Raw genomic sequence first — 24467 nt, forward strand, 5'->3', positions numbered from 1 at the left:
TTTGCATGGGACCCGAGTAAGACGCTAAAGCGTCAACTCTGGTCGACAGCTTTGCATGGGACCCGAGTAAGACGCTAAAGCGTCAACTCTGGTCGACAGCTTTGCATGGGACCCGAGTAAGACGCTAAAGCGTCAACTCTGGTCGACAGAGGAGAATAGCCTTGGCCAGAACCCGACCGACGCCCACGGCCACCGTACCCGGTGCCGGGACGCTTTTCGCGCTGCGCGCGATCGGGCTCGTGATCCTCGCGCGCTGGCTGCACTCGATGGCGCAAATGAACTTCGTCGCCGCGCTCGAAGGCATGGCGTCGTCGCCGGCGGCGAGCCTGAATCTCGTCTTCCTGTTTCTGCTGATCGTGCTGCCCGGCGCAAGGGCCCGCGTCGAGCGGCCGTTTCACCCGCTGCCGCAGTGGCTGCGCCAGGCACTGCGCTTTTTCGGCGTGCTCGGTTTCTTGTTCGCGATCGGCTCGATCGGCGTGTTCGTGTGGACCGCCGGCTGGCGGCGCACCTTCCACGCCGTGGCCGACACCAACGGTTGGCTCGTCGCCGCGCCCGCGCTCTATGCGGCCGTGGTCTGGATTTGCCGGCCACGCGCGCTCTGGCGCAGCAACTTCGCGGCGCGGCGCTTCGCGATCGGGCGCTTCGCCGTTTCGATCGATGCCACGACGCGCACAACGGTCGTCTGGCAGGAAAGCCGCAAGGTCGGCCAGTACGATGCCCGCGAGTTGTCAGTGCGCTGGCTCACCGGTGCGCTGCAGGGCGAGGCCGTCGCCTCCGGACCCGCGCTCTTGCCCGCGCCGGCGCAGCCCGGCCACCCTGCGCCGGCGGCTGGCGTTGCCGAACCGGTAGCCGCTATGGATTGCGAGCGTTCTGCGGATTCCAGTGCAGCGTCGGGGGCAGAGCAGTCTGCGGCCACGCCCGAGCCGGACGCGCCCGCCACGCAGCGGCCGGCATCTGCGCCCTTTACCGCGGCGCCTGCGGGCAAACCCGCGCGCCGCGCCAAGATCGAATTGCTGTGGGATTCGCCGGCTGCGGCGGGCCACAACCGTCAAGCTGTGTTTCGCGTGGGTCTCGCTTCCGAAGGCGACCGCACGGCTGCACGCGCTCTCGACGCCGCGCTCAAGCAGGTCTGACGACCTGCGGTCTGGCCGCATTGCGCCACGTCCGCGCTCGAGCCGCTTTACCATTGCTTGCCGTTCCTGTCGTCCACTGGAAGGAGTCGCAATGCTGATACGCTGGTTGCTCGCCGCCGTTCATCTGCTCGCCTTCGGCTTCGCGCTCGCTTCTATCCTGCGGCGCACGCGCGGCCTGCGCCGCTGCACGTCCACCGAAGACCTGCCGATGATCTTTAGCGCCGACAACGGCTGGGGCGGCTCCGCGGTCGTCCTGATCGTCACGGGTGCAATGCGTGCATTCGGCGGCTTCGAGAAGGGCGCTCAGTATTACCTCCATGAACCGCTCTTTCTCGTGAAGATGGGCGCGCTCGTGCTGATCCTTCTGCTCGAAATCGCACCCATGATGGCGCTGCTGCGCTGGCGCCTCGCCGTGCGGCGCGGCGACGTGCCGGATCTCACCGGTGCGCCGAAATACGCACGCATCGGCAGATGGCAGACGCTCTTGCTCGTCGTGATGGTGTTCGCGGCCACGGGCATGGCGCGTGGCATCGGCCTTGATGCCGGCGAGTAGGGCGTGCGGGGGGCGAGTCAGGTCGTAAGACAGGAGGCCCGCGCAACAGCGAGTTTTTCCGGTATGGCCAACGCATTGATTCGCTTTACTGAAGATTCTCCGTTTGTGCCGCGCATGCGTTTTGAGCGCAACGCAGGACGCGACCGGGTATTTAGCGCAAAGGCGAAGCCCAAAGCAAAAGGCCTCGTTGCTTTCGCAACGAGGCCTTTTATTCTTCGGTGTTTGTCGTTACCAACACCAGGAATTCTGGTGGGTAGTACTGGGATCGAACCAGTGACCCCTGCCGTGTGAAGGCAGTGCTCTACCGCTGAGCTAACCACCCGAAGAGATTGAGATTATGCAGGGTGTTTCCGATCCTGTAAAGTCCTTTTTAAGCATTTTGCGCATCGGCCGAACGGGTTTCCACGGGAGCTGGCTCGGTGCGCCAAACAGACGTCCCTTTGATCGCCTTGTCGAGACCGTCGAGCACCGCGTTGTGTTCCGCTATTTCTTCCTCGTTCGCCATGATCACCGGGAGATCGATCGACTCGAGCTGGATGCGCGGTGCGGCGGCCGCGCCGGGCGCGGCGTGCTCGCCCAGCATGTCGATGACGAGGCTTTCCTGGCCGCGCGTCATCGCCAGGTAGACCTCCGCGAGCAGTTCCGAGTCGAGCAGCGCGCCGTGCAGCGTACGGTGCGCGTTGCTGATGCCGAAACGATCGCACAGGGCGTCGAGCGAGTTGCGCTTGCCTGGGAAGATCTGCTTGGCCTGCACGAGCGTGTCGATCACCTCGCCGCAGTGCTCCTTGAACGCCGGCTTGCCGAGCAGCGCGAGTTCGGCGTCGAGAAAGCCGATGTCGAACGGCGCGTTGTGGATGATGATGTCCGCGTCCCGAATGAAGTCGAGGATCTCGTCGGCGACTTCGGCGAACTTCGGCTTGTCGGAGAGGAACTCGGTCGTGAGGCCGTGCACGGCGAGTGCGCCCGGGTCGCTGTCACGCTCCGGATTCACGTAGAAGTGCAGGTTGTTGCCCGTGAGCCGGCGGTTCACCAGCTCGACGCAGCCGATTTCGATGATGCGGTCGCCCGTGCGGGCGTTCAGGCCGGTGGTTTCGGTATCGAGAATGATCTGGCGCATGTCTTGTAAAGCGTGAAAGCGTGAGGCGGCCGCGCGCGGCGGTCTCAGAACGCGGGTCTCAGAGTTCGGCGAGCGTGGCGACGCCGCGGTTCGCGAGCGCGTCGGCGCGCTCGTTCTCCGGATGGCCGGCGTGACCCTTCACCCAGCGCCACTCGATCTCGTGCTGGGCGACGAGCGCGTCCAGTCGCTTCCAGAGGTCGTCGTTCTTGACCGGTGTTTTGGCGGCCGTCATCCAGTTCTTCTTCTTCCAGCCGTGAATCCACTCGCTGATGCCTTTTTGCACGTATTGCGAGTCGGTGTGCACGATCACCTTGCACGGGCGCTTGAGCGCGTCGAGTGCGGCGATCACCGCCATCAGTTCCATGCGGTTGTTGGTCGTGCCGGCCTCGCCGCCGAACAGTTCCTTTTCCTGCGCGCCAAAGCGCAGCAGCGCGCCCCAGCCGCCGGGGCCCGGGTTGCCCTTGCAGGCGCCGTCCGTGAAGATTTCGACGAAATCGGGTGTGCTCATGAGTCCTTGTTGCGTGTTGGGGAAGGGGTGGTAGCCGCGGGCTTCAGGCTTGCGGCCAGCACCGGCTTCTTGACCTTCAGTGGGCCGACGAGGCGCATGCCGCGCACGCGCTTGATCGCCGTCACCATATAGATAGCGCCGAAAATCGGCCACCAGCGGTCGCCGGCGGCTTCCATGAAGCCGTAGCGGCCGAGCCACTGGTCCGTCGCGAGCGGCGGACGATAACAGCCGAAGCGCCCGCGTTCAAGCTCGAAGCCAAGCAGCTTGATCCAGTCTTTCAGACGCGTGAAGGCGATCAGGTCCTGGCGCGCGGGCAGGAACGGATGGCCGGTCAGCTTGCCGACCGACTGGCGCGCGCCCCACAGCGAAAGCGAGTTGAACCCGACGATCAGCAGTTGTCCTTCGGGCATCAGCACGCGTTCGGCTTCGCGCAGCAGACGGTGCGGATCGCTCGTGAATTCGAGCGTGTGCGGCATCACGATGAGGTCGACGCTCTGCGCCTCGAACGGCAGATCGAGATAGTCGCACCAGACGGTGCTGCGGCCCGCGGGCGCGTGAAGCAACGAACTGCCGCCCTCTGCCGGGGGGCGGCCTGGTGTTGCGCCGCCCGTGCCGGGCGATGCTTGCCCGCCGTTCGGCTGCGCATGGGCCGACGCACCGGGTACGGAGTAGGGGGCGCTTGCCGCACTGGCGGCGTCGAGCACGAGCCCGCGGCACGACATGCGGTTCTCGCGCAGGGCGTCGAGCTGAGGCAGGCCGAGCTGCAGCGCATGGTAGCCGAATATGTTCGATACCACGCGGTCGAGCTGCTCCTGCTCCCAGCCGAGCACATACCTGCCAGCGGGCGAGGCGGTCCAGGCGGGCCAGTCTATAATCAATCGGTCAGACATGTCGAAGAATACGTCGCCCCATGAAGAGTCCGCTTGAGTACGCGCGTTCGAACGATGCGTGCGCCTACGAGTACGTACCGGTTCCGGCTTTTGAAGACAATTACATCTGGGTCGTTTCGGACGGCCAGAATGCCGTTGCCGTCGATCCGGGCGACGCCGCTCCGGTTCGCGCGTACCTCGCGAAGCGCGGCTGGCGGCTCGTCGCTATTTTACTCACCCATCACCACAACGACCACGTCGGCGGCGTGGCGGACCTGCTCGCCGACGCTCGCGTGCCTGTCTACGGCCCGGCCGGCGAGGCGCTCGGCCCGCTCGATGCGTTCGTCACGCGCGTGAAGGGCGGCGATGCCGTCCATCTGGATGCGCCGGCGCTCGACTTGACGGTGATCGACGTGCCGGGCCACACGCGTGGCCACATTGCCTATTTCCAGGCAGCGGACGCAGCCGGCACGCCGCACGTGTTCTGCGGCGACACGCTGTTCGCCTGCGGCTGCGGACGCCTCTTCGAGGGCACGCCCGCACAGATGCTCGATTCGCTTGACGCGCTCGCGGCGCTGCCCGGCAATACCCATGTGCACTGCGCACACGAATACACGCTGTCGAACATTCGCTTCGCGCTCGCCTGCGATCCCGCGAACGCCGATCTGCGCGACTGGAGCCGGGCAGCGGCGGCGCTGCGCGAGCGCGGCGTGCCGACGCTGCCCACGACGATCGCGCACGAGCGCGCCGTCAATCCTTTCCTGCGCGCGGGCGATGCGGCGGTGCAGGCCGCGCTCACCGAGGCGCTGCACGAACCGGTGCCGGACCGGCTGGCGGCTTTCGCAATGATGCGTGAATGGAAGAATCGGTTCCGCTGACCCAGCAAAGTCAGGGGGCATGCTCAACCCAATCGTATGGAATCACGCCCAAGCTGCGGATTTCATGGCTTTTTTTCCATTAATTCCGATTGACGGAAACCGCCACGTTCCGTACTATCGGCTGCAAATTCCAGCCATGCGGATGTAGATTTTCATGCGATTCATAATCAGTGCGCTGCTGGTCCTCATGCTCGCCGCCTGTGCGAGCGGGGGGCCGTCTGCGACTTCTCAGGCAACAACCAACGCCCAGGCCAACGCCGACCTCATTCGTAAGACCTCCGCAGCAAAGGAAACCATTAACGTCGATCAAGGCTCGGTCGATCAGCTCACGAGCCCCGACGCCGACCTCTGGGCGCGCATTCGCCGCGGCTTCCAGATGCCCGACCTGCAGAGCGACCTCGTCGACATGAACGCCAACTGGTACGCGCAGCGGCCGGACTACGTCGCGCGCATGACCGAGCGTTCGCAGAAGTATCTCTATCACATCGTCGAAGAGCTCGAGGCGCGTCACATGCCTACCGAACTCGCGCTGCTGCCGTTCATCGAGTCCGCCTATAACCCGCAGGCGCTGTCGGTCGCGAAGGCCGCCGGCATGTGGCAGTTCGTGCCGGGCACGGGCCGCACTTACAACCTCAAGCAGAACATGTGGCAGGACGAGCGCCGCGACGTGCTGGCCTCGACGAGCGCCGCGCTCGACTATCTCTCGCGTCTGCACGACATGTTCGGCGACTGGTATCTCGCGCTGGCCGCTTACAACTGGGGCGAGGGCAACGTGCAGCGCGCGATCGCGCGCAACGAGGCGGCGGGACTGCCGACCGACTACCAGAGCCTGCGCATGCCCAGCGAAACACGTAATTACGTGCCGAAGCTGCAGGCAGTCAAGAATATCGTGATGAACCCGCAGCAGTACGGGCTCACGCTGCCGTCCATTCCGAACCACCCGTATTTCGTGACGGTGACGACCTCGCACGACATCGACGTGGACGTCGCCGCCAAGCTTGCGAACATGACGACCGACGAGTTCCGCTCGCTCAACCCGTCGTTCAAGAAGCCCGTGATTCTCGGCGCGACCGACCCGCAAATCCTGCTGCCGTTCGACAACGCGAGCGCGTTCGAGCGCAACCTGAAGGCCTATTCCGGCCAGCTTTCGTCCTGGACCGTCTACACGACCGACTCGCGCGCCACGCCGGCGGCGATCGCGCAGAAGATCGGCGTGGACGCCGACACGCTGATGTCGGTGAACAAGATTCCGGCGGGCATGCGCCTGAAGGCGGGCTCGACGCTCGTGGTGCCGCGCACCGACGACGGCGACGACGAGGACATCAGTGCCGACGTGGCGGAAAGCGCGGTGCTGGCCATGGAACCGGACGTGCCCGACACGCGCAAGATGCTGATCCGCATCCGCCGCAAGCAGTCGATGGAAGCGGTGGCGAGCCGCTATGGCGTGTCGCTCGGCCAGCTGAAGGGATGGAACAAGACCCGTCGCGATTACGTTGCGCCGGGCCAGGTGCTGGTGTTGCACGTGCCGGTCAACAAGGCGATGCCGAGCGAGCCGGGACCGGAGCGTCTGGCAACGAACGTTTCTGGCGGTGGCGTGCAGCGAATCGGCACCCGCGTTGCAGACACCGGGGCGAAGTCGCGATACGATAAGAAGCACGGTCGCGCGCGCACCGAGGTTGTCAAGGTTTCCGAGCCTGTCAAGGCCAGGACGGTCAGCGCTGCGCCCAGCAAGGCGTCGAAGGGTGCGGCGAGCCGCCCGAAGGCCGAAACCCACACGCAGAAGCACCATACAAAATAGCGGCTGGCGAAGGGTGCTCAAACATGCGTTGCGGGGGCAGCGCATGGTATTTCGCTCCGATCACTTTTCCGTTTTTGTTGTGTTTGACGCCGTCACCCGGCCAGGTGGCGGCGTTTTCATTGGCGGAGCCAAAAAAATAAAGGGCATGATTGTGGGCGGCGCTTGCCGCCGGGCCCTCGCCCGCTATAGTGGAAAGGGCCGCGCACCGGGCTGCGAGCACGCGCTCCGTGGCCAGCGTCCTCCTGAAATTTGAAGGAAAGGTGACTTTCGCGCTATAATTTCAAGGTTTGAGCTTATCAACCCGCACCCTAGCGCCTACCTCCTCCCATCCGTTCATCCGCCGCCCGCGCTTCATCGTCAACTGGCCGGCTGCCGCCCGATCCTGCGTCACCAACGCGCGCTCGTGGCCCGGCGCCCCAACGGTTGACCGCTGATGAGGTTGCTTAGCGAGCGAGCCGCGCGCGCATCCTGATCCTCACGGAAAAGGCTGCCGACGCCGCAGCCGCTCCCAGGTCGCAAGATCGCAACGTCGGATAACAGGTCGGCACAGGGTGCTCCCCCAAGGAGTCTCCCGTGTTGCCGTCATTCTCTCCCGCTCTGCTCGCGCTCGCCGACGGCACGGTCTTTCGTGGTTACTCGATCGGCGCGCCGGGTCATACGATCGGTGAAGTCGTGTTCAACACGGCCATCACCGGTTATCAGGAAATCCTGACCGACCCGAGCTACGCTCGCCAGATCGTCACCCTCACGTATCCGCATATCGGCAACGTCGGCGTCAACGCCGAAGACGTCGAAGCCACGAAAGTCCATGCCGCCGGTCTGATCATCCGCGACCTGCCCGTGCTCGCCTCGAACTTCCGCATGGAGCGCACGCTCGGCCAGTATCTGAAGGACGAGGGCGTGGTCGCCATCGCCGGCATCGACACGCGCAAGCTCACGCGTATCCTGCGCGACAAGGGCGCGCAGAACGGCGCGATCCTCGCAGGCTCCGACGACGCAGCGTCGGCCGTCGAACTCGCGCGCTCGTTCCCGGGCCTCGCGGGCATGGACCTCGCCAAGGTCGTCTCGACCGGCAAGCCGTACACGTGGAACACCACGGAATGGCGTCTGGGCGAAGGCTACCGCACGCAGTCGGCGCCGAAGTACAAGGTCGTGGCGTTCGACTACGGCGTGAAGCAGAACATCCTGCGCATGCTGGCCGAGCGCGGCTGCGACGTCACGGTCCTGCCCGCGCAGTCGACGGCTGAAGACGCGCTCGCGCTGAACCCCGACGGCGTGTTCCTCTCGAACGGCCCCGGCGATCCGGAGCCCTGCGATTACGCGATCAAGGCGACGCAAACTTTCATCGAGCGCGGCATTCCGACGTTCGGCATCTGCCTCGGTCACCAGATCATGGGCCTCGCCGTGGGCGCGAAGACGCTGAAGATGAAGACGGGCCACCACGGCGCGAACCATCCGGTCAAGGATCTGGCCGACGGCCGCGTCGTCATCACGTCGCAGAACCACGGCTTCGCGGTGGACGCCGCCACGCTGCCCGCGAACGCGCGCGTCACGCACGTTTCGCTCTTCGACGGCACGCTACAAGGCTTCGAGTTGACCGACAAGCCCGCGTTCTGCTTTCAGGGGCACCCGGAAGCGTCGCCGGGTCCGCACGACATCGGCTATCTGTTCGACCGCTTCACGGCGCTGATGGACAAGACGAAGGCGGCGTAAGCGCCGCGACGCGCGCAAGAGCAGAGCAGGGTGCGCAGCGAGCCGGATTGAAGCACGGCCCACGCGCGCACCCGGGCGGCAGGCAGTCAGCCGCCAGACGTAAAAGACACAGGAATATTTAGCGAGAGCGTTATGCCCAAGCGGACAGACATCAAGAGCATTCTCATTATCGGCGCCGGTCCGATCATCATCGGCCAGGCCTGCGAGTTCGACTATTCGGGCGCGCAGGCATGCAAGGCGCTGCGTGAAGAAGGCTACAAGGTCATCCTCGTCAACAGCAATCCGGCGACGATCATGACCGACCCGAACACGGCCGACGTCACCTACATCGAGCCGATCACGTGGGAAGTGGTGGAGCGCATCATCGAGAAGGAGCGCCCCGACGCGATCCTGCCGACGATGGGCGGCCAGACCGCGCTGAACTGCGCGCTCGACCTGCACCATCACGGCGTGCTGAAGAAGTACAACGTCGAACTGATCGGCGCTTCGCCGGAAGCCATCGACAAGGCCGAAGACCGCCAGAAGTTCAAGGACGCGATGACGAGGATCGGACTCGGTTCGGCGAAGTCCGGCGTCGCGCACTCGATGGAAGAGGCGCTCAAGGTGCAAGGCGAGATCGCCGAAGCCACCGGCACCGGCGGCTACCCGGTCGTGATCCGTCCGTCGTTCACGCTGGGCGGCTCGGGCGGCGGCATCGCCTATAACCGCGAAGAGTTCGAAGAGATCTGCAAGCGCGGCCTCGACCTCTCGCCCACGCGCGAGCTGCTGATCGAAGAATCGCTGCTCGGCTGGAAGGAATACGAGATGGAAGTGGTCCGCGACAAGGCGGACAACTGCATCATCGTTTGCTCGATCGAAAACCTCGACCCGATGGGCATTCACACCGGCGACTCGATCACGGTCGCGCCGGCGCAAACGCTCACCGACAAGGAATACCAGATCCTGCGCGACGCATCGCTCGCGGTGCTGCGCGAGATCGGCGTGGATACGGGCGGCTCGAACGTCCAGTTCTCGATCGACCCGCGCACGGGCCGCATGATCGTGATCGAAATGAACCCGCGCGTGTCGCGTTCGTCGGCGCTGGCCTCGAAGGCCACGGGCTTCCCGATCGCCAAGGTCGCCGCGAAGCTGGCCGTGGGCTACACGCTCGACGAACTCAGGAACGAAATCACCGGCGGCCAGACGCCGGCTTCGTTCGAGCCGACCATCGACTACGTCGTCACGAAGATTCCGCGTTTTGCGTTCGAGAAGTTCCGCGAAGCCGACCCGCGCCTCACCACGCAGATGAAGTCGGTGGGCGAAGTCATGGCGATCGGCCGCACGTTCCAGGAGTCGTTCCAGAAGGCGCTGCGCGGCCTCGAAGTCGGCGTGGACGGTCTGGACGAAAAGACCACGAGCCGCGACGAGGTCATCCGCGAGATCGGCGAAGCCGGTCCGGACCGCATCTGGTACGTGGGCGACGCGTTCCGCGTGGGCATGACGCGCGAAGAGATCTTCGAAGAAACCGCCATCGACCCGTGGTTCCTCGCGCAGATCGAAGAGATCATCGCGAAGGAAGCTGCCGTCAGGGGCCGCACGCTCGCAAGCCTCTCGAAGGACGAGCTGCGCTACCTCAAGCAGAGCGGTTTCTCGGATCGCCGTCTCGCGAAGCTGCTCGGCAGCAACGCGACCGACGTGCGCAAGCGCCGTATCGAGCTGAACGTGCGCCCGGTCTACAAGCGCGTGGACACCTGCGCGGCCGAATTCGCCACGAAAACCGCCTACATGTACTCGACCTATGAGGAAGAGTGCGAGGCCAACCCGACGACCAACAAGAAGATCATGGTGCTGGGCGGCGGCCCGAACCGGATCGGCCAGGGCATCGAGTTCGACTACTGCTGCGTGCATGCCGCGCTCGCCATGCGCGAGGACGGCTACGAAACGATCATGGTCAACTGCAACCCCGAGACCGTTTCGACCGACTACGACACGTCCGACCGCCTGTACTTCGAGCCGCTCACGCTCGAAGACGTGCTCGAAGTCGTGGATCTGGAAAAGCCGGTCGGCGTGATCGTGCAGTACGGCGGCCAGACGCCGCTGAAGCTCGCGCTCGACCTCGAGGCGAACGGCGTGCCCATCGTCGGCACGTCGCCGGACATGATCGACGCCGCCGAAGACCGCGAGCGCTTCCAGAAGCTGCTGCAGGACCTGAACCTGCGCCAGCCGCCGAACCGCACGGCGCGCGCCGAAGACGAAGCGCTCAAGCTCGCCGACGAAATCGGCTATCCGCTCGTCGTGCGTCCGTCGTACGTGCTGGGCGGCCGCGCCATGGAAATCGTCCACGAGCCGCGCGACCTCGAGCGCTACATGCGCGAGGCCGTGAAGGTCTCGAACGACTCGCCGGTACTGCTCGACCGCTTCCTGAACGACGCGATCGAGTGCGACGTGGACTGCATCTCCGACGGCACGGAAGTGTTCATCGGCGGCGTGATGGAACACATCGAGCAAGCGGGCGTGCACTCGGGCGACTCCGCCTGCTCGCTGCCGCCGTACTCGCTGTCGCAGGAAACGGTCGCCGAACTCAAGCGTCAAACGGCCGCGATGGCCAAGGCGCTGAACGTGGTCGGCCTGATGAACGTGCAGTTCGCGATCCAGCAGGTGCCGCAGGACGATGGCTCGAAGAAGGACATCATCTACGTGCTGGAAGTGAACCCGCGCGCTTCGCGTACCGTGCCGTATGTCTCGAAGGCGACCAGCCTGCCGCTCGCGAAGATCGCGGCGCGCGCGATGGTCGGCCAGAAGCTGGCGCAGCAGGGCGTGACGAAGGAAGTCGTGCCGCCTTACTTCAGCGTGAAGGAAGCGGTGTTCCCGTTCATCAAGTTCCCGACCGTCGACCCGGTGCTCGGGCCCGAGATGCGCTCCACCGGCGAAGTGATGGGCGTGGGCAAGACCTTCGGCGAAGCGCTCTTCAAGTCGCAGCTCGCAGCGGGTTCGCGCCTGCCGGAGTCGGGCACCGTCTTCATCACGGTGATGGACGCCGACAAGCCCAAGGCCGTGGAAGTCGCGCGCATGCTGCACGAACTCGGCTACGGACTCGTCGCCACGCGCGGCACGGCTGCCGCGATCGAGGCGGCCGGCGTGCCGGTGAAGGTCGTGAACAAGGTGAAGGATGGTCGTCCGCACATCGTCGACATGATCAAGAATGGCGAGATTTCGCTCGTCTTCACGACTGTCGACGAAACCCGCTCGGCGATCGCCGATTCGCGTTCGATCCGCATGAGCGCGCAGGCCAACAAGGTCACGTACTACACGACGATGTCGGGAGCCCGCGCGGCCGTCGAGGGGCTGCGCTACCTGAAGAACCTGGAAGTCTATGATTTACAAGGCCTCCATGCTCGCCTAAACTAAGGCTTCGATTGTCTGTCCAACGTTCGACGAGGCAGGCTAAAAAAGCTGAATGTGCCGCGGTTAAGCGGCGTCCCAACAGGGTTTTCAGGCTGCGCCAGACCGCGCGGCCGCCCTCGCGGGATGCACTTAACCGCGGAATTTTTTTATGGCCGCAACGTGCGCGACGAGCGTGCGTGGCGCGGTTTTCTTTAGGCCCTCGTGGGCCGTACGAGTTGTTTATGAGCACGATTCCCTTGACCAAGCGCGGTGCAGACCAACTCCGCGGCGAGTTGCAGCGCCTGAAATCCGTCGAGCGCCCGGCGGTCATCAATTCGATCGCGGAAGCGCGTGCGCAGGGCGATCTGTCGGAAAACGCGGAATACGACGCCGCCAAGGAAAAGCAGGGCTTCATCGAAGGCCGCATCGCCGAGATCGAGTCGAAGCTGGCGGCCGCGCAGATCATCGACCCGGCCACGCTCGAAGCGGACGGCCGCGTGGTGTTCGGCTCGACCGTGGATCTCGAAGACCTCGATTCGGGCAAGACCGTGACCTACCAGATCGTCGGCGACGACGAGGCCGACCTCGAGCACGGCCTGATCTCGGTCAGTTCGCCCATCGCGCGCGCACTGATCGGCAAGTCCGAAGGCGATGTCGCCGAAGTGCAGGCCCCCGGCGGCGTGCGCGAGTACGAGGTCATCGAGGTTCGCTACGTCTGAGGGCGCATCGACGTGAGTACCGCAAGCCACGTGGGTTCCGCCACGCCCGTTTCACTCGTTCCGCACCGGCTCTTCGGGCTGCTGGCCATGCTGTGGGTCGGCAGCCAGCTGACCATCGGCTATGCGGTCGCGCCCATGCTGTTCTCGTCGCTCGAAAGGGTGGTGGCCGGCGAGCTCGCCGCGCAGCTCTTTCGCCTCGAAGGCCTGATCGGCGTGGTGTGCGGCGTGCTGCTGCTCGGGCTCTCGAGCGTGCTCGCGCGCCGCGGCGCGCTCGGCTATCGCCGGCTGCGCTGGATTCTGGCCGCCATGCTGCTGTGCGTGCTGATCGGCTATTTCGCGCTGCAGCCGTTCATGAATGCGTTGCGCGTTCAAGCGATGAGCGCGGGCATGGATGTGGCCAGTTCGCCGTATGCGAGCCGCTTCGGCTTGCTGCACGGCGTGTCGAGCCTGTTCTATCTCGTGCAGAGCCTGCTGGGCGCGTGGCTCGTCTGGCTGTTGCCTTCGGCACGCGGCACGCTGGCGCAGCGCGTGGAAACCGCTGCGCGCTGAACATGGCCTGAAGCCGGTTCAGGCGAAAAAAAGCGCGGCTCGAAGGCCGCGCTTTTTCACTTCGAACCCTGGTGGGCCCGCTTGGAACTGGTCTGGCGCTTCTTGGCGCGCTTGATGTTGCCGCCTTGCGTGACGCGCTCGTTGCCCTTGACCGTCACCTTTTGCGCCTTCGGCTTGCGCATGGGGTTGTCGCTGGCCTTGACGACCTTGACGATGCGCGGCGCCGCGCCACGCTTGCCCGCCTCACGCGCGCTCGGTACGTCGGCGGCCGGGCGCGACACGGTGCCGCGGGCGCCGGCGCGCGCGGTCGTGGCCTTCGCGCGGGCTTCCTCGGGCTTGTAGATGACGAGCAGCTTGCCGATATGCTGGATCGGGGCGGCGCCGAGGCGATCGCAGATATCTTCGTAGATCGCGAGGCGCTCCTCGCGCTCGTCGCCGAACACGCGCACCTTGATGAGCTGGTGCGCGGCAAGGTGAACCTTGATTTCCTTGAGGACGGCGTCGGTCAGTCCCTCGGCGCCGATGAGCACGACCGGTTTGAGCGCGTGAGCCTGGGAGCGCAGCTCGGAGCGCTGTTCGGCGGAAAGAGTGAGGGCGGGCATGGGATGTGGCAGACTCGACTAAAATGACGGCGCCGCGCGGGTCGGCAGGCATGCATTGACAACCTGGGCAGACGTAAATGCGCTCCGCGAAGAGCGGAGCGCCAGCGGGCAAAGCGCGTCGGAACAACGGAAAACCGTGGGGAACGGCAGGGCGCGGGCAAAAAACGCCGGCGGAGCAACGAACATCCGGCCAGGCGGGCCGCGACGGCCGCACGAATAAAACGCGTATTATCCGCTAAAAGCGCGGAATCACGCAGCAAGAGTTCATCTTTAATGGCAAAAAATCGCTTCAACCAGTCGTGGCTGCACGACCATATCAACGATCCGTACGTGAAAATGGCGCAGCGGGAGGGCTATCGTGCCCGCGCTGCCTACAAGCTCAAGGAAATCGACGAGCAGGACAAGCTGATCCGTCCCGGCATGGTGATCGTGGACCTGGGCGCCGCGCCCGGCAGCTGGAGCCAGTACGCCCGCAACAAGCTCGCGCAGGGCACGAAGCGCGACGACCAGCGGCCTGGCGGTATCGACGGCACGATCATCGCGCTCGACATCCTGCCGATGGAACCCATCTCCGACGTGCAGTTCCTGCAGGGCGACTTCCGCGAGGACGACGTGCTCGCGCAACTGGAAGAATGTGTGGGCGGCCGCCCGGTCGACCTTGTAATTTCGGACATGGCACCCAATCTCTCGGGGGTCGCGTCGGCCGACGCGGCGCGCATCGAGCACGTGTGCGACCTCGCGCTCGAGTTTTCGCAGAATCACCTGAAACCCGATGGGGCCCTTTTAGTTAAATGCTTCCACGGCAGCGGCTACAGTCAGATCGTCGAGAAGTTCAAGCAGCAGTTCAAGGTCGTGGCGGCGCGCAAACCGAAGGCTTCGCGCGATAAATCGTCCGAAACGTTTATTTTGGGTAGACATCTGAAGCGTCCCCGTTAAACGGGGCATGATTGCCGTGCAAAAGGCGCAATCTGGTCGCAAAATGACCCCGAGAGGCGGTCAGGACAAGGCGCTCGGGCTATTCCTGCGGTAGCGAAACGTTATGGCAGGGGTCCGTGTACTGGATTAGAATGCTTTGGTGGTGTCGCAAGGCAAATGTAGGCGCCCATCTATGAGTGAAGGAGTGGTGCTTTGAACAACAACATGTTTTCGAAGGCAGCGGTGTGGCTGGTAATCGCACTGGTGCTGTTTACGGTGTTCAAGCAGTTCGACAAGCCCCGTGTCCAGGAAGGCGTTTCGTACTCGCAGTTCATGGACGACGCGAAGGCCGGCAAGGTCAAGAGTGTCGTGGTGCAGGGGCGGAATCTCACGGTCACTCCGGCTGACGGCCAGAAATACCAGATCGTCTCTCCAGGCGACATCTGGATGGTTGGCGACCTGATGAAATACGGCGTGCAGGTGAGCGGCAAGGCCGATGAAGAACCAAATGCGCTCGTTTCGGCGTTGTATTACCTTGGGCCGACGATACTGATCATCGTGTTCTGGTTCTACATGATGAGACAGATGCAGGGGGGCGGCAAAGGCGGGGCGTTCTCCTTCGGTAAATCGCGCGCCCGCCTGATCGACGAGAACAACAACGCGGTCAACTTCTCCGACGTCGCCGGCTGCGACGAAGCGAAGGAAGAAGTGTCCGAACTCGTCGACTTCCTGCGCGATCCGCAAAAATTCCAGAAGCTGGGTGGACGCATTCCGCGCGGCGTGCTGCTCGTCGGCCCTCCGGGTACGGGTAAGACGCTGCTTGCGCGCGCCATCGCCGGAGAAGCGAAGGTGCCGTTCTTCAGCATCTCGGGTTCGGATTTCGTCGAAATGTTCGTCGGCGTGGGCGCGGCCCGTGTGCGCGACATGTTCGAGCAGGCCAAGAAGCATGCGCCGTGTATCGTGTTCATCGACGAAATCGACGCGGTCGGCCGCCATCGTGGCGCCGGCATGGGCGGTGGCAACGACGAGCGCGAGCAGACGCTGAACCAGATGCTGGTCGAGATGGACGGCTTCGAGGCGAACTCGGGCGTCATCGTGATCGCGGCAACCAACCGTTCGGACGTGCTCGACAAGGCGCTGCTGCGTCCGGGCCGTTTCGACCGCCAGGTCTACGTGGGCCTGCCGGACATCCGCGGCCGCGAACAGATCATGAAGGTGCACCTGCGCAAGGTGCCGATCGCGAACGACGTGGATGCAGCGGTGATCGCACGCGGCACGCCGGGCTTCTCGGGCGCCGACCTCGCGAATCTCGTGAACGAGGCCGCGCTCTTCGCGGCGCGCCGCGGCAAGCGCATTGTCGAGATGCAGGACTTCGAAGACGCGAAGGACAAGATCTTCATGGGTCCGGAGCGCAAGTCGGCGGTGATCCGCGAAGAAGCGAAGCGCGCCACGGCGTACCACGAGTCGGGTCACGCGGTGATCGCGAAGCTGCTGCCGAAGGCGGACCCGGTGCACAAGGTCACGATCATTCCGCGCGGTCGCGCGCTGGGCGTCACGTGGCAGCTGCCCGAGCACGACAACGAAACGTACTCGAAGGACTATCTGCTGGATCGTCTGGCCATCCTGTTCGGCGGCCGTGTGGCGGAAGAACTGTTCATGAACCTGATCAGCACCGGCGCCTCGGACGACTTCAACAAGGCCACACAAACGGCCCGCGCCATGGTGACGCGCTTTGGCATGACGGACGCGCTCGGACCGATGGTCTACGCCGACGACGACAGCGACGGCGGCCCGTTCGGCAAGGGCTTCACCCGCGCGATCTCGGAAGCGACGCAGCAGAAGGTCGACGCGGAAATCCGCCACGTGCTCGACGAGCAGTACAACCTCGCCAAGCGCCTGCTCGACGAGAACCGCGACAAGGTCGAAGCCATGACCGCGGCACTCATGGAGTGGGAAACGATCGACGCCGACCAGATCAACGACATCATGGCCGGCCGTCCGCCGCGCTCGCCGAAGAGCACGCCGTCGCCGGGCGACGCGTCGTCGGGCGGCAGCACGGGCACGGAGGTCAAGCCCGGTAGCGCCACCGCACCGGCGTGATCCTTATCGAGTAAAGTTGCGGGCCGGTGTGATGTTCACATCGGCCCGTTTTGCATTTCTCGCGTGCCGCTGTGCCGCCGCATCTCGTTACACATCTGACGTTTTCTGACGTGCCCAACATCTCTTCGCAAGGTAGTCTCCCACCTGAGCCGCTCGCGTGCGGCCGTTTCACGCTGACGTTCGAGCGTCCGCTCGTCATGGGAATCCTCAACGCCACGCCCGACTCGTTTTCCGACGGCGGCCGCTATCTCGCTTTCGGCGACGCTTTGCGCCGCGCCGAGCAGATGATGCTCGACGGCGCCGATATCATCGACATTGGCGGTGAATCGACGCGCCCGGGCGCGCCGCCCGTGCCGCTCGACGAGGAACTCGAACGCGTGATTCCGCTCGTGGAAAAGCTCAAGGGCGCGAACGTGCCGCTGTCGATCGACACGTACAAGCCCGAAGTCATGCGCGCGGCGCTTGCAGCAGGCGCCGATATGATCAACGACATCTGGGGTTTGCGCATGCCCGGCGCGATCGAGGCCGTGCGCGAGAGCGACTGCGGGCTGTGCGTGATGCACATGCTCGGCGAGCCGCAGACGATGCAAGTGGGCGAGCCGGACTACGTGGACGTCGTGCGCGAAGTGCGGGAGTTTCTCGCCCGGCGTTGCGCCGAACTCGAAGCGGCGAGCGTGGCGAAGGCGCGCATCAGTGTGGATCCGGGCTTCGGCTTCGGCAAGTCGATGGTCGAGCACAATTACGCGCTGCTCGCGCACCTGCGCGAGACGGCGCCTAAGGTTGCCGCAGGTGTCGCGCCGTATCCGATCCTGGCCGGCATGTCGCGCAAGTCGATGCTCGGCGCGATCGTGAACCGGCCCGCGCCCGAGCGCGTGGCGGCGAGCGTGGCGGCGGCCGTGTGCGCGGCGGAGCGCGGCGCGGCGATCATTCGCGTGCACGATGTTGCGCCCACCGTGGACGCGCTCAGGATCTGGGCGGCGATGCGCGACGCGATGTCCGCCGGGACGTCGGATACACAAGGCTGAGCGATTGCCCGGCAGGCCGCGCACGGGCGCGAAGTTGCGCCGCAGCGGATGCGGGTGGCCACAATACAGGACAAAGCAGCACCAAACCGAGGGGTAGGAAGATGGGACGTCGTTATTTCGGAACTGATGGGGTGCGTGGCAAGGTCGGCGAGGCGCCGATCACGCCCGATTTCGTGCTTCGGCTAGGCTACGCCGCGGGCAAGGTGCTCGCGGGCTCGGCGGCGGCATCCGGGCCGCGCCCGTCCGTGCTGATCGGCAAGGACACGCGTATTTCGGGCTATATGCTTGAAGCTTCGCTGGAAGCGGGGCTGTCCGCTGCGGGCATCGACGTGATGCTGGCGGGTCCGATGACGACGCCTGGCATCGCCTATCTCACACGCGCGCTGCGGCTTGCCGCGGGCGTCGTGATCAGCGCGTCGCACAATCCCTACTACGACAACGGCATCAAGTTCTTCTCCGCCGACGGTAACAAGCTCCCCGACGAGGTGGAGACGCAGATCGAGGAGCAGCTCGAGCAGCCGCTCGCCTGCGCGCCCTCCGAGCAGCTTGGCCGTGCCCGCCGCCTGCACGACGCGGGTGGGCGCTACATCGAGTTCTGCAAGAGCACGTTCCCGCAGGCGTTCAACCTGCGCGGCCTGAAGCTCGTGATCGATTGCGCCAACGGTGCGGCTTATGACATCGCGCCGCACGTGTTCCACGAACTGGGCGCGGACGTGATTCCGATCGGGGTGTCGCCGAACGGCTTCAATATCAACGACGGCGTCGGCGCGACCGCGCCCGACGCGCTCGTGCGCGCCGTGCGCGCGAATCACGCGGACCTTGGCATCGCGCTCGACGGCGACGCCGACCGTCTCCAGATCGTCGATGCGCAGGGCCGCCTCTACAACGGCGACGAACTGCTCTACGTACTCGTGAAGGACCGCATCGCGACCGACGGCAAAGTGGAAGGCGCGGTGGGCACGCTCATGACCAATCTCGCGGTGGAGCAGGCGCTCGAAGGCCTCGGCGTGCAACTGGTGCGCGCGAACGTGGGCGACCGCTACGTACTGGAGCAACTGCGCGAGCGCGGCTGGCAGCTCGGCGCGGAAGGCTCGGGCCACATTCTGTCGCTCGACCGTCACACAACCGGCGACGGCATCGTCTCGGCGCTCCTCGTGCTCGCCGCGATGAAGCGCAGCGGCAAGACGATCGCGCAGCTGCTCGACGGCGTGAAACTGTTTCCGCAGAAGCTCATCAACGTGCGCATCGCGCAGGGCGCCGACTGGAAGGGCGACGCCGGGATCCAGCAGTCGATCGCTGCCGCCGAAGCGGAATTGAAGGGCAAGGGCCGCGTGCTGATCCGCGCTTCGGGTACGGAGCCGGTGCTGCGCGTGATGGTCGAGGCCCGCGAGGAGCGCGACACGATGCACTACGCCGAGGCGATCGCCAGCGTGGTCAAGCGTTCGATCGCGTGATCGCCGGCTATTGAGTTGCGCGACCGAGTGACGCCGGCGCCGAACCGATGAGCACGACTCGCAACCTGCCGCCGTGCCCATCTTTTTTTGCGATCTTTTCGGCGTCACGACGGAAGCAGGCAAACGTTTAAAACAATTGCATAGCGGTTTGCAAACCATTTTTGAGGGATACCTCGAATTTTTTCATCGGACCCCCTGTGGCCTCCAAACGCCCGCCGTGCCGGCTTTTCAGCCGCCACAACGCGTGCAGGCCATGCCGCAGCCTTGCCTCGCAGATCGCCCAAAACGCATAGCCACGCGCCTTTCAGCCAGTAATCGAACTGTCACGTTCGCTTCATGAATCGTCACGGTACTGTCACAGAGACCCCCTAAGCTTCGCGGTGTCGTTCATCCGCTCACACACTGGAGGTCTCATGAAATTGATGCAAACCGCGCTCGCTGGCGTTGCTGGCGCGCTCTTCGCGATCGCAGCGCAGGCTGCTGACATCACCGGCGCGGGCAGCACCTTCGCAGCACCGATCTATACGAAATGGGCGGACGCCTACCAGAAGTCGGGCGGCGGCAAGGTCAACTACCAGGGCATCGGCTCGTCGGGCGGCATCAAGCAGATCCAGGCCAAGACTGTCGACTTCGCGGGCTCCGACGCTCCGCTGAAGGACGAAGAGCTGGCCAAGGACGGCCTGTTCCAGTTCCCGACGGTGGTCGGCGGCGTCGTGCCGGCGATCAACGTGCCGGGTATCAAGGCCGGCGAAATCACGCTGTCGGGCCCGGTGCTCGGCGACATCTACCTGGGCAAGATCAAGAAGTGGAACGATCCGGCCATCGCCGCGCTGAACCCGAAGGTCAAGCTGCCTGACCTCGACATCGCCGTGGTCCGCCGCGCCGACGGTTCGGGCACCAGCTTCATCTGGACGAACTACCTCTCGAAGGTCAGCCCCGAGTGGAAGAGCAAGGTCGGCGAAGGCACGACCGTGAACTGGCCGACGGGTACGGGCGGCAAGGGCAACGACGGCGTCGCCGCCTTCGTGCAGCGTCTGCCGGGCGCGATCGGCTACGTCGAGTGGGCGTACGCCAAGCAAAATCACATGGTCTACACTGCCATGAAGAACGAGTCGGGCGCGGTGGTTCAGCCGGACACCGAAACGTTCAAGGCCGCCGCCGCCGGCGCGGACTGGAAGAAGTCGTTCTACCAGATCCTCACGAACGAGCCGGGCAAGGACGCATGGCCGGTCGTCGGCGCGACCTTCGTGCTGCTGCACACGGCACAGGACAAGCCGGACCAGGGCAAGGAAACGCTCAAGTTCTTCGACTGGGCCTTCAAGAACGGTACGCCGGCTGCTGACAGCCTCGATTACATCTCGCTGCCGCAATCGGTCGTGAGCGAAATCAAGTCGCAGTGGAAGGAGAAGGTCAAGGACGCGAGCGGCAAGCCGATCGCCGAGTAAGCAACGCACGCCAGGAAAGCCCGGCAAGCGTAAAAAAGGCCGCCGCGTGACGCGCGCGGCCTGTTCGCTTGTGGCTTGCCTGAGTTCGCGCTGCCCATGATGTGCCGCCCGCCCTCCGGCTCAGCCGTCAGTATTAACGGCCGGAAGTCGGGCGATCTGCAGCCCCGCGGCTGCATCAACGTCGTGAGCCCCGTGCTCGCGGCAACTGGAACCCAGGTCACCATGTCCGACGTCCCGCTCGTGTCGAACCCGCCCGGCAACGCCGTGCAGCAAAAAGCGCCCAGCCCGGCAGGGGACATCATTTTCGGCGGCCTCGCGCGCCTCGCCGCCATCGTCACGCTATTGCTGCTCGGCGGCATCATCGTGTCGCTGATCATCGCCTCGCTGCCGACGATCCAGAAATTCGGTCTCGCATTCCTCTGGACTGCCGAGTGGGATCCTCCCAGCGAACAGTTCGGCGCGCTCGTGCCCATCTACGGCACGATCGCCACCTCGATCATCGCGCTCGTCATTGCCGTGCCCGTGAGCTTCGGCATCGCGCTCTTCCTCACCGAGCTTTCGCCCGCGTGGCTGCGCCGGCCGCTCGGCATCGCCATCGAACTGCTCGCCGCGATCCCGTCGATCGTCTACGGCATGTGGGGGCTGCTCGTGTTCGCGCCGATCTTCGCACAGTGGTTCGAAAAACCGCTCGGCTCGCTCCTGGGGGGCATGCCGATCGTCGGCGCGCTGTTCCAGGGCGCGCCTATCGGCATCGGCATTTTGTGCGCCGGGGTGATTCTCGCGATCATGATCATTCCGTATATCGCCTCGGTCATGCGCGACGTGTTCGAAGTCACGCCCGTGCTGCTCAAGGAGTCGGCCTACGGCATCGGCTGCACGACCTGGGAAGTGATGTGGAAGATCGTGCTGCCGTTCACCAAGACCGGCGTGATCGGCGGCGTCATGCTGGGTCTCGGCCGCGCGCTCGGCGAGACGATGGCCGTCACGTTCGTGATCGGCAATACGAATCTGCTCGACAACGTGTCGCTCTTTTCGCCGGGCAACAGCATCACCTCGGCGCTCGCCAACGAGTTTGCGGAAGCGGGCCCGGGCCTGCACACGGCCGCGCTGATGGAACTCGGCCTGATCCTCTTCGTGATTACGTTCATCGTGCTTTCGATCTCGAAGCTCATGCTGCTGCGCCTTGAAAAATCGGAGGGTGCGCGATGAGCGAACCGATGATGAAAATTCCGGGTGCGATTTACGGCCCCGAACTGGATCGCATGCGCGACAAGCTGCAGCGCCGCCGCCGCGTGACCAACGCGATCGCGCTCACGCTCTCGCTCGCCGCCATGGCGTTCGGCATTCTGTGGCTCGTGTGGATTCTCTACACGACGATTTCGCTCGGCATCGGCGGTCTTTCGGTGGATCTGTTCACGCAATCCACGCCGCCGCCGAACACCGATGGCGGCGGTCTTGCGAACGCCATCGTCGGCAGCTTGCTGCTCGTGGCGATCGCAACGTTCGTCGGCACGCCGATCGGCATCCTCGCGGGCATCTACCTCGCGGAATACGGCCAGAAGGGGTGGCTCGCGGGCGTCACGCGCTTCATCAACGACATTCTGCTGTCGGCGCCTTCGATCGTCGTGGGTCTGTTCGTCTACGCGCTCGTGGTCGCGAAGATGGGGCACTTCAGCGGCTGGGCCGGCGCGATTGCGCTCGCCTTGCTGCAGATCCCGATCGTGATCCGCACGACCGAGAACATGCTCAAGCTCGTGCCGAACGCGCTGCGCGAAGCGGCTTTCGCACTCGGCACGCCGAAGTGGAAGATGGTGCTCTCCATCACGCTCAAGGCGTCGATCGCGGGCATCGTGACGGGCGTGCTGCTCGCCATCGCCCGTATTGCCGGTGAAACCGCGCCGCTGCTGTTCACCGCGCTGTCGAACCAGTTCTTCAGCGCCGACATGAATCAACCGATCGCGAACCTGCCGGTCACGATCTTCAAGTTTGCGATGAGCCCGTTTGCGCAGTGGCAGTCGCTTGCGTGGGCGGGCGTTTTCCTGATCACGCTGGGCGTGCTGGGTCTGAATATCCTCGCGCGCACGGTCTTTTCGAAGAAATAAGGGCGGAGTTCCCGATGAACATGGCTGAGAGTCACCTCAACACCGCTGCGCACGGCAATGCGCCCTCCGCTGGGTTTGAACCTGCGGAACCCGCCCAGAATGCGCGCCTGCCGGCGCTGGGCAAACCGAAGATCGACGTGAAGGACCTGAACTTCTTCTACGGCAAGTATCACGCGCTGAAGAACATCAACCTGCAGATTCCCGAAGGCAAGGTGACGGCGTTCATCGGCCCGTCGGGCTGCGGCAAGTCCACGCTCCTGCGCACCTTCAACAAGATGTTCGCGCTCTATCCGGAGCAGCGCGCCGAAGGCGAGATCGTGATGGACGGCGAGAACCTGCTCACGACCAAGCGTGACATCTCGCTCCTGCGCGCGCGCATCGGCATGGTGTTCCAGAAGCCGACCCCGTTCCCGATGTCGATTTACGACAACATCGCGTTCGGCGTGAAGATGTTCGAGAAGCTCTCGCGCCCGGAAATGGATGACCGCGTGGAATGGGCGCTCACCAAGGCCGCGCTCTGGAACGAAGTGAAGGACAAGCTCGGCCAGAGCGGCTACGGCCTCTCGGGCGGCCAGCAGCAGCGCCTGTGCATCGCGCGCGGCATTGCGATCCGCCCCGAAGTGCTGCTGCTCGACGAGCCGTGCTCGGCGCTCGACCCGATTTCGACGGGCCGCATCGAAGAGCTGATCGCGGAACTCAAGAGCGACTACACGGTGGTGATCGTCACCCATAACATGCAGCAGGCCGCGCGTTGCTCGGACTACACTGCGTATATGTACCTTGGTGAGCTGATCGAATTCGGCGATACCGAAAAGATCTTCATCAAGCCGGTCCGCAAGGAAACGGAAGACTACATCACCGGCCGCTTCGGCTAATCGGAGCAGGGAGCAAATCATGTCCGACAAACACTTGTCCAGCCAGTTCGACGCCGATTTGAACCTCATTTCGTCGAAGGTGCTCGAAATGGGCGGCCTCGTCGAATCGCAGATCATCACGGCAATGCAGGCGCTCAACGACTTCGACGGCGAAGCCGCCGAGCGCGTGATCGTCGCCGAAGACCGCCTCAACACGATGGAAGTCGAGATCGACGAGGAGTGCAGCAACATCATCGCGCGCCGCCAGCCGGCCGCGCGCGACCTGCGCCTCGTGCTCGCCATTTCGAAGACCATCACGAACCTCGAGCGCGCCGGCGACGAAGCCGAGAAGATCGCCAAGCGCACCAAGCGCCTGATGGAAGACGGCGCTTCGCGCGCGGTCAACATCGCCGAGATCAAGGTCTCGGGCGAAATGGCCGTGTCGATCCTGCGCCGCGCGCTCGACGCGTTTGCGCGCCTCGACACCGTGGCCGCCGCGCAAATCGTGCGCGACGACAAGGCGATCGACGAGGAATTCCGCGCGTTCGTGCGCAAGCTCGTGACCTACATGATGGAAGATCCGCGCACGATCTCCGTGGGCCTCGACTATCTGTTCATCGCCAAGGCGATCGAGCGGATCGGCGACCACGCGAAGAACATCGCGGAATTCATCATCTACATCGTGAAGGGCACCGACGTGCGCCACAAGTCGCGCGACGCCCTCGAACGCGAAGCACTCAGCTAATTCAACAGGTAACAAGGTCAAGAGG

The 24467-nt window shown here is 64.5% G+C and carries 21 protein-coding genes and 1 tRNA gene; 17 read left to right on the top strand and 5 right to left on the bottom strand.

What is annotated here, in order from left to right; translation table 11 throughout:
• Positions 1–161 precede the first annotated feature (161 nt).
• Positions 162–1133 (top strand): hypothetical protein, encoded by a 972-nt coding sequence (locus BHE01S_RS05140; protein ID WP_042261342.1) that lies wholly within the window; start codon positions 162–164, stop codon positions 1131–1133.
• 91 nt (positions 1134–1224) lie between these two features.
• Positions 1225–1686, top strand: coding sequence for a DUF2214 family protein (locus tag BHE01S_RS05145; RefSeq protein WP_042261344.1), 462 nt, complete (start codon positions 1225–1227; stop codon positions 1684–1686).
• Positions 1687–1933: 247 nt separating this feature from the next.
• Here BHE01S_RS05145 and BHE01S_RS05150 read toward each other — a convergent pair.
• The 4 genes from BHE01S_RS05150 to BHE01S_RS05165 all read right to left on the bottom strand — a co-directional run bounded on the left by BHE01S_RS05150 (position 1934) and on the right by BHE01S_RS05165 (position 4201).
• A tRNA-Val gene (locus tag BHE01S_RS05150) sits at positions 1934–2008 on the bottom strand.
• Positions 2009–2056: 48 nt separating this feature from the next.
• Positions 2057–2803 (bottom strand): DNA polymerase III subunit epsilon, encoded by a 747-nt coding sequence (dnaQ, locus tag BHE01S_RS05155; protein ID WP_042261346.1) that lies wholly within the window; start codon positions 2801–2803, stop codon positions 2057–2059.
• Between the two features lie 58 nt (positions 2804–2861).
• Positions 2862–3311, bottom strand: coding sequence for a ribonuclease HI (gene rnhA / locus BHE01S_RS05160; protein ID WP_042261347.1), 450 nt, complete (start codon positions 3309–3311; stop codon positions 2862–2864).
• Complete coding sequence (locus BHE01S_RS05165) at positions 3308–4201, bottom strand: class I SAM-dependent methyltransferase (protein WP_042261349.1); 894 nt, start codon at positions 4199–4201, stop codon at positions 3308–3310. The genes rnhA and BHE01S_RS05165 overlap by 4 nt, the downstream gene beginning before the upstream one ends.
• Positions 4202–4221: 20 nt before the next feature.
• Here BHE01S_RS05165 and gloB point away from each other — a divergent pair, with 20 nt between their 5' ends.
• The 6 genes from gloB (at position 4222) to BHE01S_RS05195 (ending at position 13200) form a co-directional block, all read left to right on the top strand.
• Positions 4222–5058, top strand: a complete 837-nt coding sequence (gene gloB / locus BHE01S_RS05170) for a hydroxyacylglutathione hydrolase (RefSeq protein WP_042261351.1) — start codon at positions 4222–4224, stop codon at positions 5056–5058.
• Between the two features lie 154 nt (positions 5059–5212).
• Positions 5213–6856: a transglycosylase SLT domain-containing protein gene (locus BHE01S_RS05175; RefSeq protein ID WP_042261353.1), complete on the top strand. Its 1644-nt coding sequence runs from the start codon at positions 5213–5215 to the stop codon at positions 6854–6856.
• 573 nt (positions 6857–7429) lie between these two features.
• Positions 7430–8569, top strand: coding sequence for a glutamine-hydrolyzing carbamoyl-phosphate synthase small subunit (carA, locus tag BHE01S_RS05180; protein WP_042261355.1), 1140 nt, complete (start codon positions 7430–7432; stop codon positions 8567–8569).
• Positions 8570–8701: 132 nt separating this feature from the next.
• Positions 8702–11956, top strand: coding sequence for a carbamoyl-phosphate synthase large subunit (gene carB, locus BHE01S_RS05185; RefSeq protein WP_042261357.1), 3255 nt, complete (start codon positions 8702–8704; stop codon positions 11954–11956).
• A 218-nt stretch (positions 11957–12174) separates the two neighbouring features.
• The gene (gene greA / locus BHE01S_RS05190; protein ID WP_042261359.1) at positions 12175–12651 is read left to right on the top strand and encodes a transcription elongation factor GreA; all 477 of its coding nucleotides are present in this window, start codon (positions 12175–12177) and stop codon (positions 12649–12651) included.
• A gap of 87 nt (positions 12652–12738) precedes the next feature.
• Entirely contained in the window at positions 12739–13200 is a 462-nt protein-coding gene (locus tag BHE01S_RS05195; RefSeq protein ID WP_042261484.1) for a DUF4149 domain-containing protein, read from the top strand.
• 56 nt (positions 13201–13256) lie between these two features.
• Here the strand turns inward: BHE01S_RS05195 and BHE01S_RS05200 are convergent, their stop codons facing one another.
• A complete protein-coding gene (locus BHE01S_RS05200; protein ID WP_042261361.1) occupies positions 13257–13802 on the bottom strand; it encodes a YhbY family RNA-binding protein in 546 nt (181 codons plus the stop codon).
• A gap of 273 nt (positions 13803–14075) precedes the next feature.
• On the opposite strand from BHE01S_RS05200, the gene BHE01S_RS05205 reads away from it, so the two are divergent.
• The 9 genes from BHE01S_RS05205 to phoU all read left to right on the top strand — a co-directional run bounded on the left by BHE01S_RS05205 (position 14076) and on the right by phoU (position 24442).
• Positions 14076–14738 (top strand): RlmE family RNA methyltransferase, encoded by a 663-nt coding sequence (locus tag BHE01S_RS05205; protein ID WP_042261363.1) that lies wholly within the window; start codon positions 14076–14078, stop codon positions 14736–14738.
• A 192-nt stretch (positions 14739–14930) separates the two neighbouring features.
• Entirely contained in the window at positions 14931–16817 is a 1887-nt protein-coding gene (ftsH, locus tag BHE01S_RS05210) for an ATP-dependent zinc metalloprotease FtsH (RefSeq protein WP_042261365.1), read from the top strand.
• 119 nt (positions 16818–16936) lie between these two features.
• The gene (gene folP / locus BHE01S_RS05215; protein ID WP_157025151.1) at positions 16937–17842 is read left to right on the top strand and encodes a dihydropteroate synthase; all 906 of its coding nucleotides are present in this window, start codon (positions 16937–16939) and stop codon (positions 17840–17842) included.
• 101 nt (positions 17843–17943) lie between these two features.
• Positions 17944–19296, top strand: coding sequence for a phosphoglucosamine mutase (gene glmM / locus BHE01S_RS05220; RefSeq protein WP_042261367.1), 1353 nt, complete (start codon positions 17944–17946; stop codon positions 19294–19296).
• 413 nt (positions 19297–19709) lie between these two features.
• Positions 19710–20741 carry a phosphate ABC transporter substrate-binding protein PstS gene (gene pstS / locus BHE01S_RS05225; protein ID WP_042261369.1) on the top strand — a complete coding sequence of 344 codons (1032 nt, stop codon included), beginning with the start codon at positions 19710–19712 and terminating at the stop codon, positions 20739–20741.
• Between the two features lie 222 nt (positions 20742–20963).
• Positions 20964–21950: a phosphate ABC transporter permease PstC gene (gene pstC / locus BHE01S_RS05230; protein WP_042261488.1), complete on the top strand. Its 987-nt coding sequence runs from the start codon at positions 20964–20966 to the stop codon at positions 21948–21950.
• On the top strand, positions 21947–22843 hold the full coding sequence (pstA, locus tag BHE01S_RS05235; protein WP_042261371.1) for a phosphate ABC transporter permease PstA: 897 nt from the start codon (positions 21947–21949) through the stop codon (positions 22841–22843). The genes pstC and pstA overlap by 4 nt, the downstream gene beginning before the upstream one ends.
• A 20-nt stretch (positions 22844–22863) precedes the next feature.
• Positions 22864–23718, top strand: a complete 855-nt coding sequence (pstB, locus tag BHE01S_RS05240; RefSeq protein WP_407669467.1) for a phosphate ABC transporter ATP-binding protein PstB — start codon at positions 22864–22866, stop codon at positions 23716–23718.
• 19 nt (positions 23719–23737) lie between these two features.
• Positions 23738–24442 (top strand): phosphate signaling complex protein PhoU, encoded by a 705-nt coding sequence (gene phoU, locus BHE01S_RS05245; RefSeq protein ID WP_042261374.1) that lies wholly within the window; start codon positions 23738–23740, stop codon positions 24440–24442.
• Positions 24443–24467 lie beyond the last annotated feature (25 nt).

Source organism: Paraburkholderia heleia NBRC 101817, assembly GCF_000739775.1.
Lineage (GTDB): Bacteria > Pseudomonadota > Gammaproteobacteria > Burkholderiales > Burkholderiaceae > Paraburkholderia > Paraburkholderia heleia.

What these genes read in the sequence shown, in the direction of transcription:
- BHE01S_RS05165 (WP_042261349.1), bottom strand. Translation starts at nt 4,201, where the DNA reads ATGTCTGACCGATTGATTATAGACTGGCCCGCCTGGACCGCCTCGCCC.
- gloB (WP_042261351.1), top strand. Translation starts at nt 4,222, where the DNA reads ATGAAGAGTCCGCTTGAGTACGCGCGTTCGAACGATGCGTGCGCCTAC.
- dnaQ (WP_042261346.1), bottom strand. Translation starts at nt 2,803, where the DNA reads ATGCGCCAGATCATTCTCGATACCGAAACCACCGGCCTGAACGCCCGC.
- phoU (WP_042261374.1), top strand. Translation starts at nt 23,738, where the DNA reads ATGTCCGACAAACACTTGTCCAGCCAGTTCGACGCCGATTTGAACCTC.
- pstA (WP_042261371.1), top strand. Translation starts at nt 21,947, where the DNA reads ATGAGCGAACCGATGATGAAAATTCCGGGTGCGATTTACGGCCCCGAA.
- BHE01S_RS05195 (WP_042261484.1), top strand. Translation starts at nt 12,739, where the DNA reads ATGCTGTGGGTCGGCAGCCAGCTGACCATCGGCTATGCGGTCGCGCCC.
- greA (WP_042261359.1), top strand. Translation starts at nt 12,175, where the DNA reads ATGAGCACGATTCCCTTGACCAAGCGCGGTGCAGACCAACTCCGCGGC.
- BHE01S_RS05205 (WP_042261363.1), top strand. Translation starts at nt 14,076, where the DNA reads ATGGCAAAAAATCGCTTCAACCAGTCGTGGCTGCACGACCATATCAAC.
- carB (WP_042261357.1), top strand. Translation starts at nt 8,702, where the DNA reads ATGCCCAAGCGGACAGACATCAAGAGCATTCTCATTATCGGCGCCGGT.
- BHE01S_RS05175 (WP_042261353.1), top strand. Translation starts at nt 5,213, where the DNA reads ATGCGATTCATAATCAGTGCGCTGCTGGTCCTCATGCTCGCCGCCTGT.
- glmM (WP_042261367.1), top strand. Translation starts at nt 17,944, where the DNA reads ATGGGACGTCGTTATTTCGGAACTGATGGGGTGCGTGGCAAGGTCGGC.
- pstS (WP_042261369.1), top strand. Translation starts at nt 19,710, where the DNA reads ATGAAATTGATGCAAACCGCGCTCGCTGGCGTTGCTGGCGCGCTCTTC.
- rnhA (WP_042261347.1), bottom strand. Translation starts at nt 3,311, where the DNA reads ATGAGCACACCCGATTTCGTCGAAATCTTCACGGACGGCGCCTGCAAG.
- pstC (WP_042261488.1), top strand. Translation starts at nt 20,964, where the DNA reads ATGTCCGACGTCCCGCTCGTGTCGAACCCGCCCGGCAACGCCGTGCAG.
- BHE01S_RS05145 (WP_042261344.1), top strand. Translation starts at nt 1,225, where the DNA reads ATGCTGATACGCTGGTTGCTCGCCGCCGTTCATCTGCTCGCCTTCGGC.
- pstB (WP_407669467.1), top strand. Translation starts at nt 22,864, where the DNA reads ATGGCTGAGAGTCACCTCAACACCGCTGCGCACGGCAATGCGCCCTCC.
- BHE01S_RS05200 (WP_042261361.1), bottom strand. Translation starts at nt 13,802, where the DNA reads ATGCCCGCCCTCACTCTTTCCGCCGAACAGCGCTCCGAGCTGCGCTCC.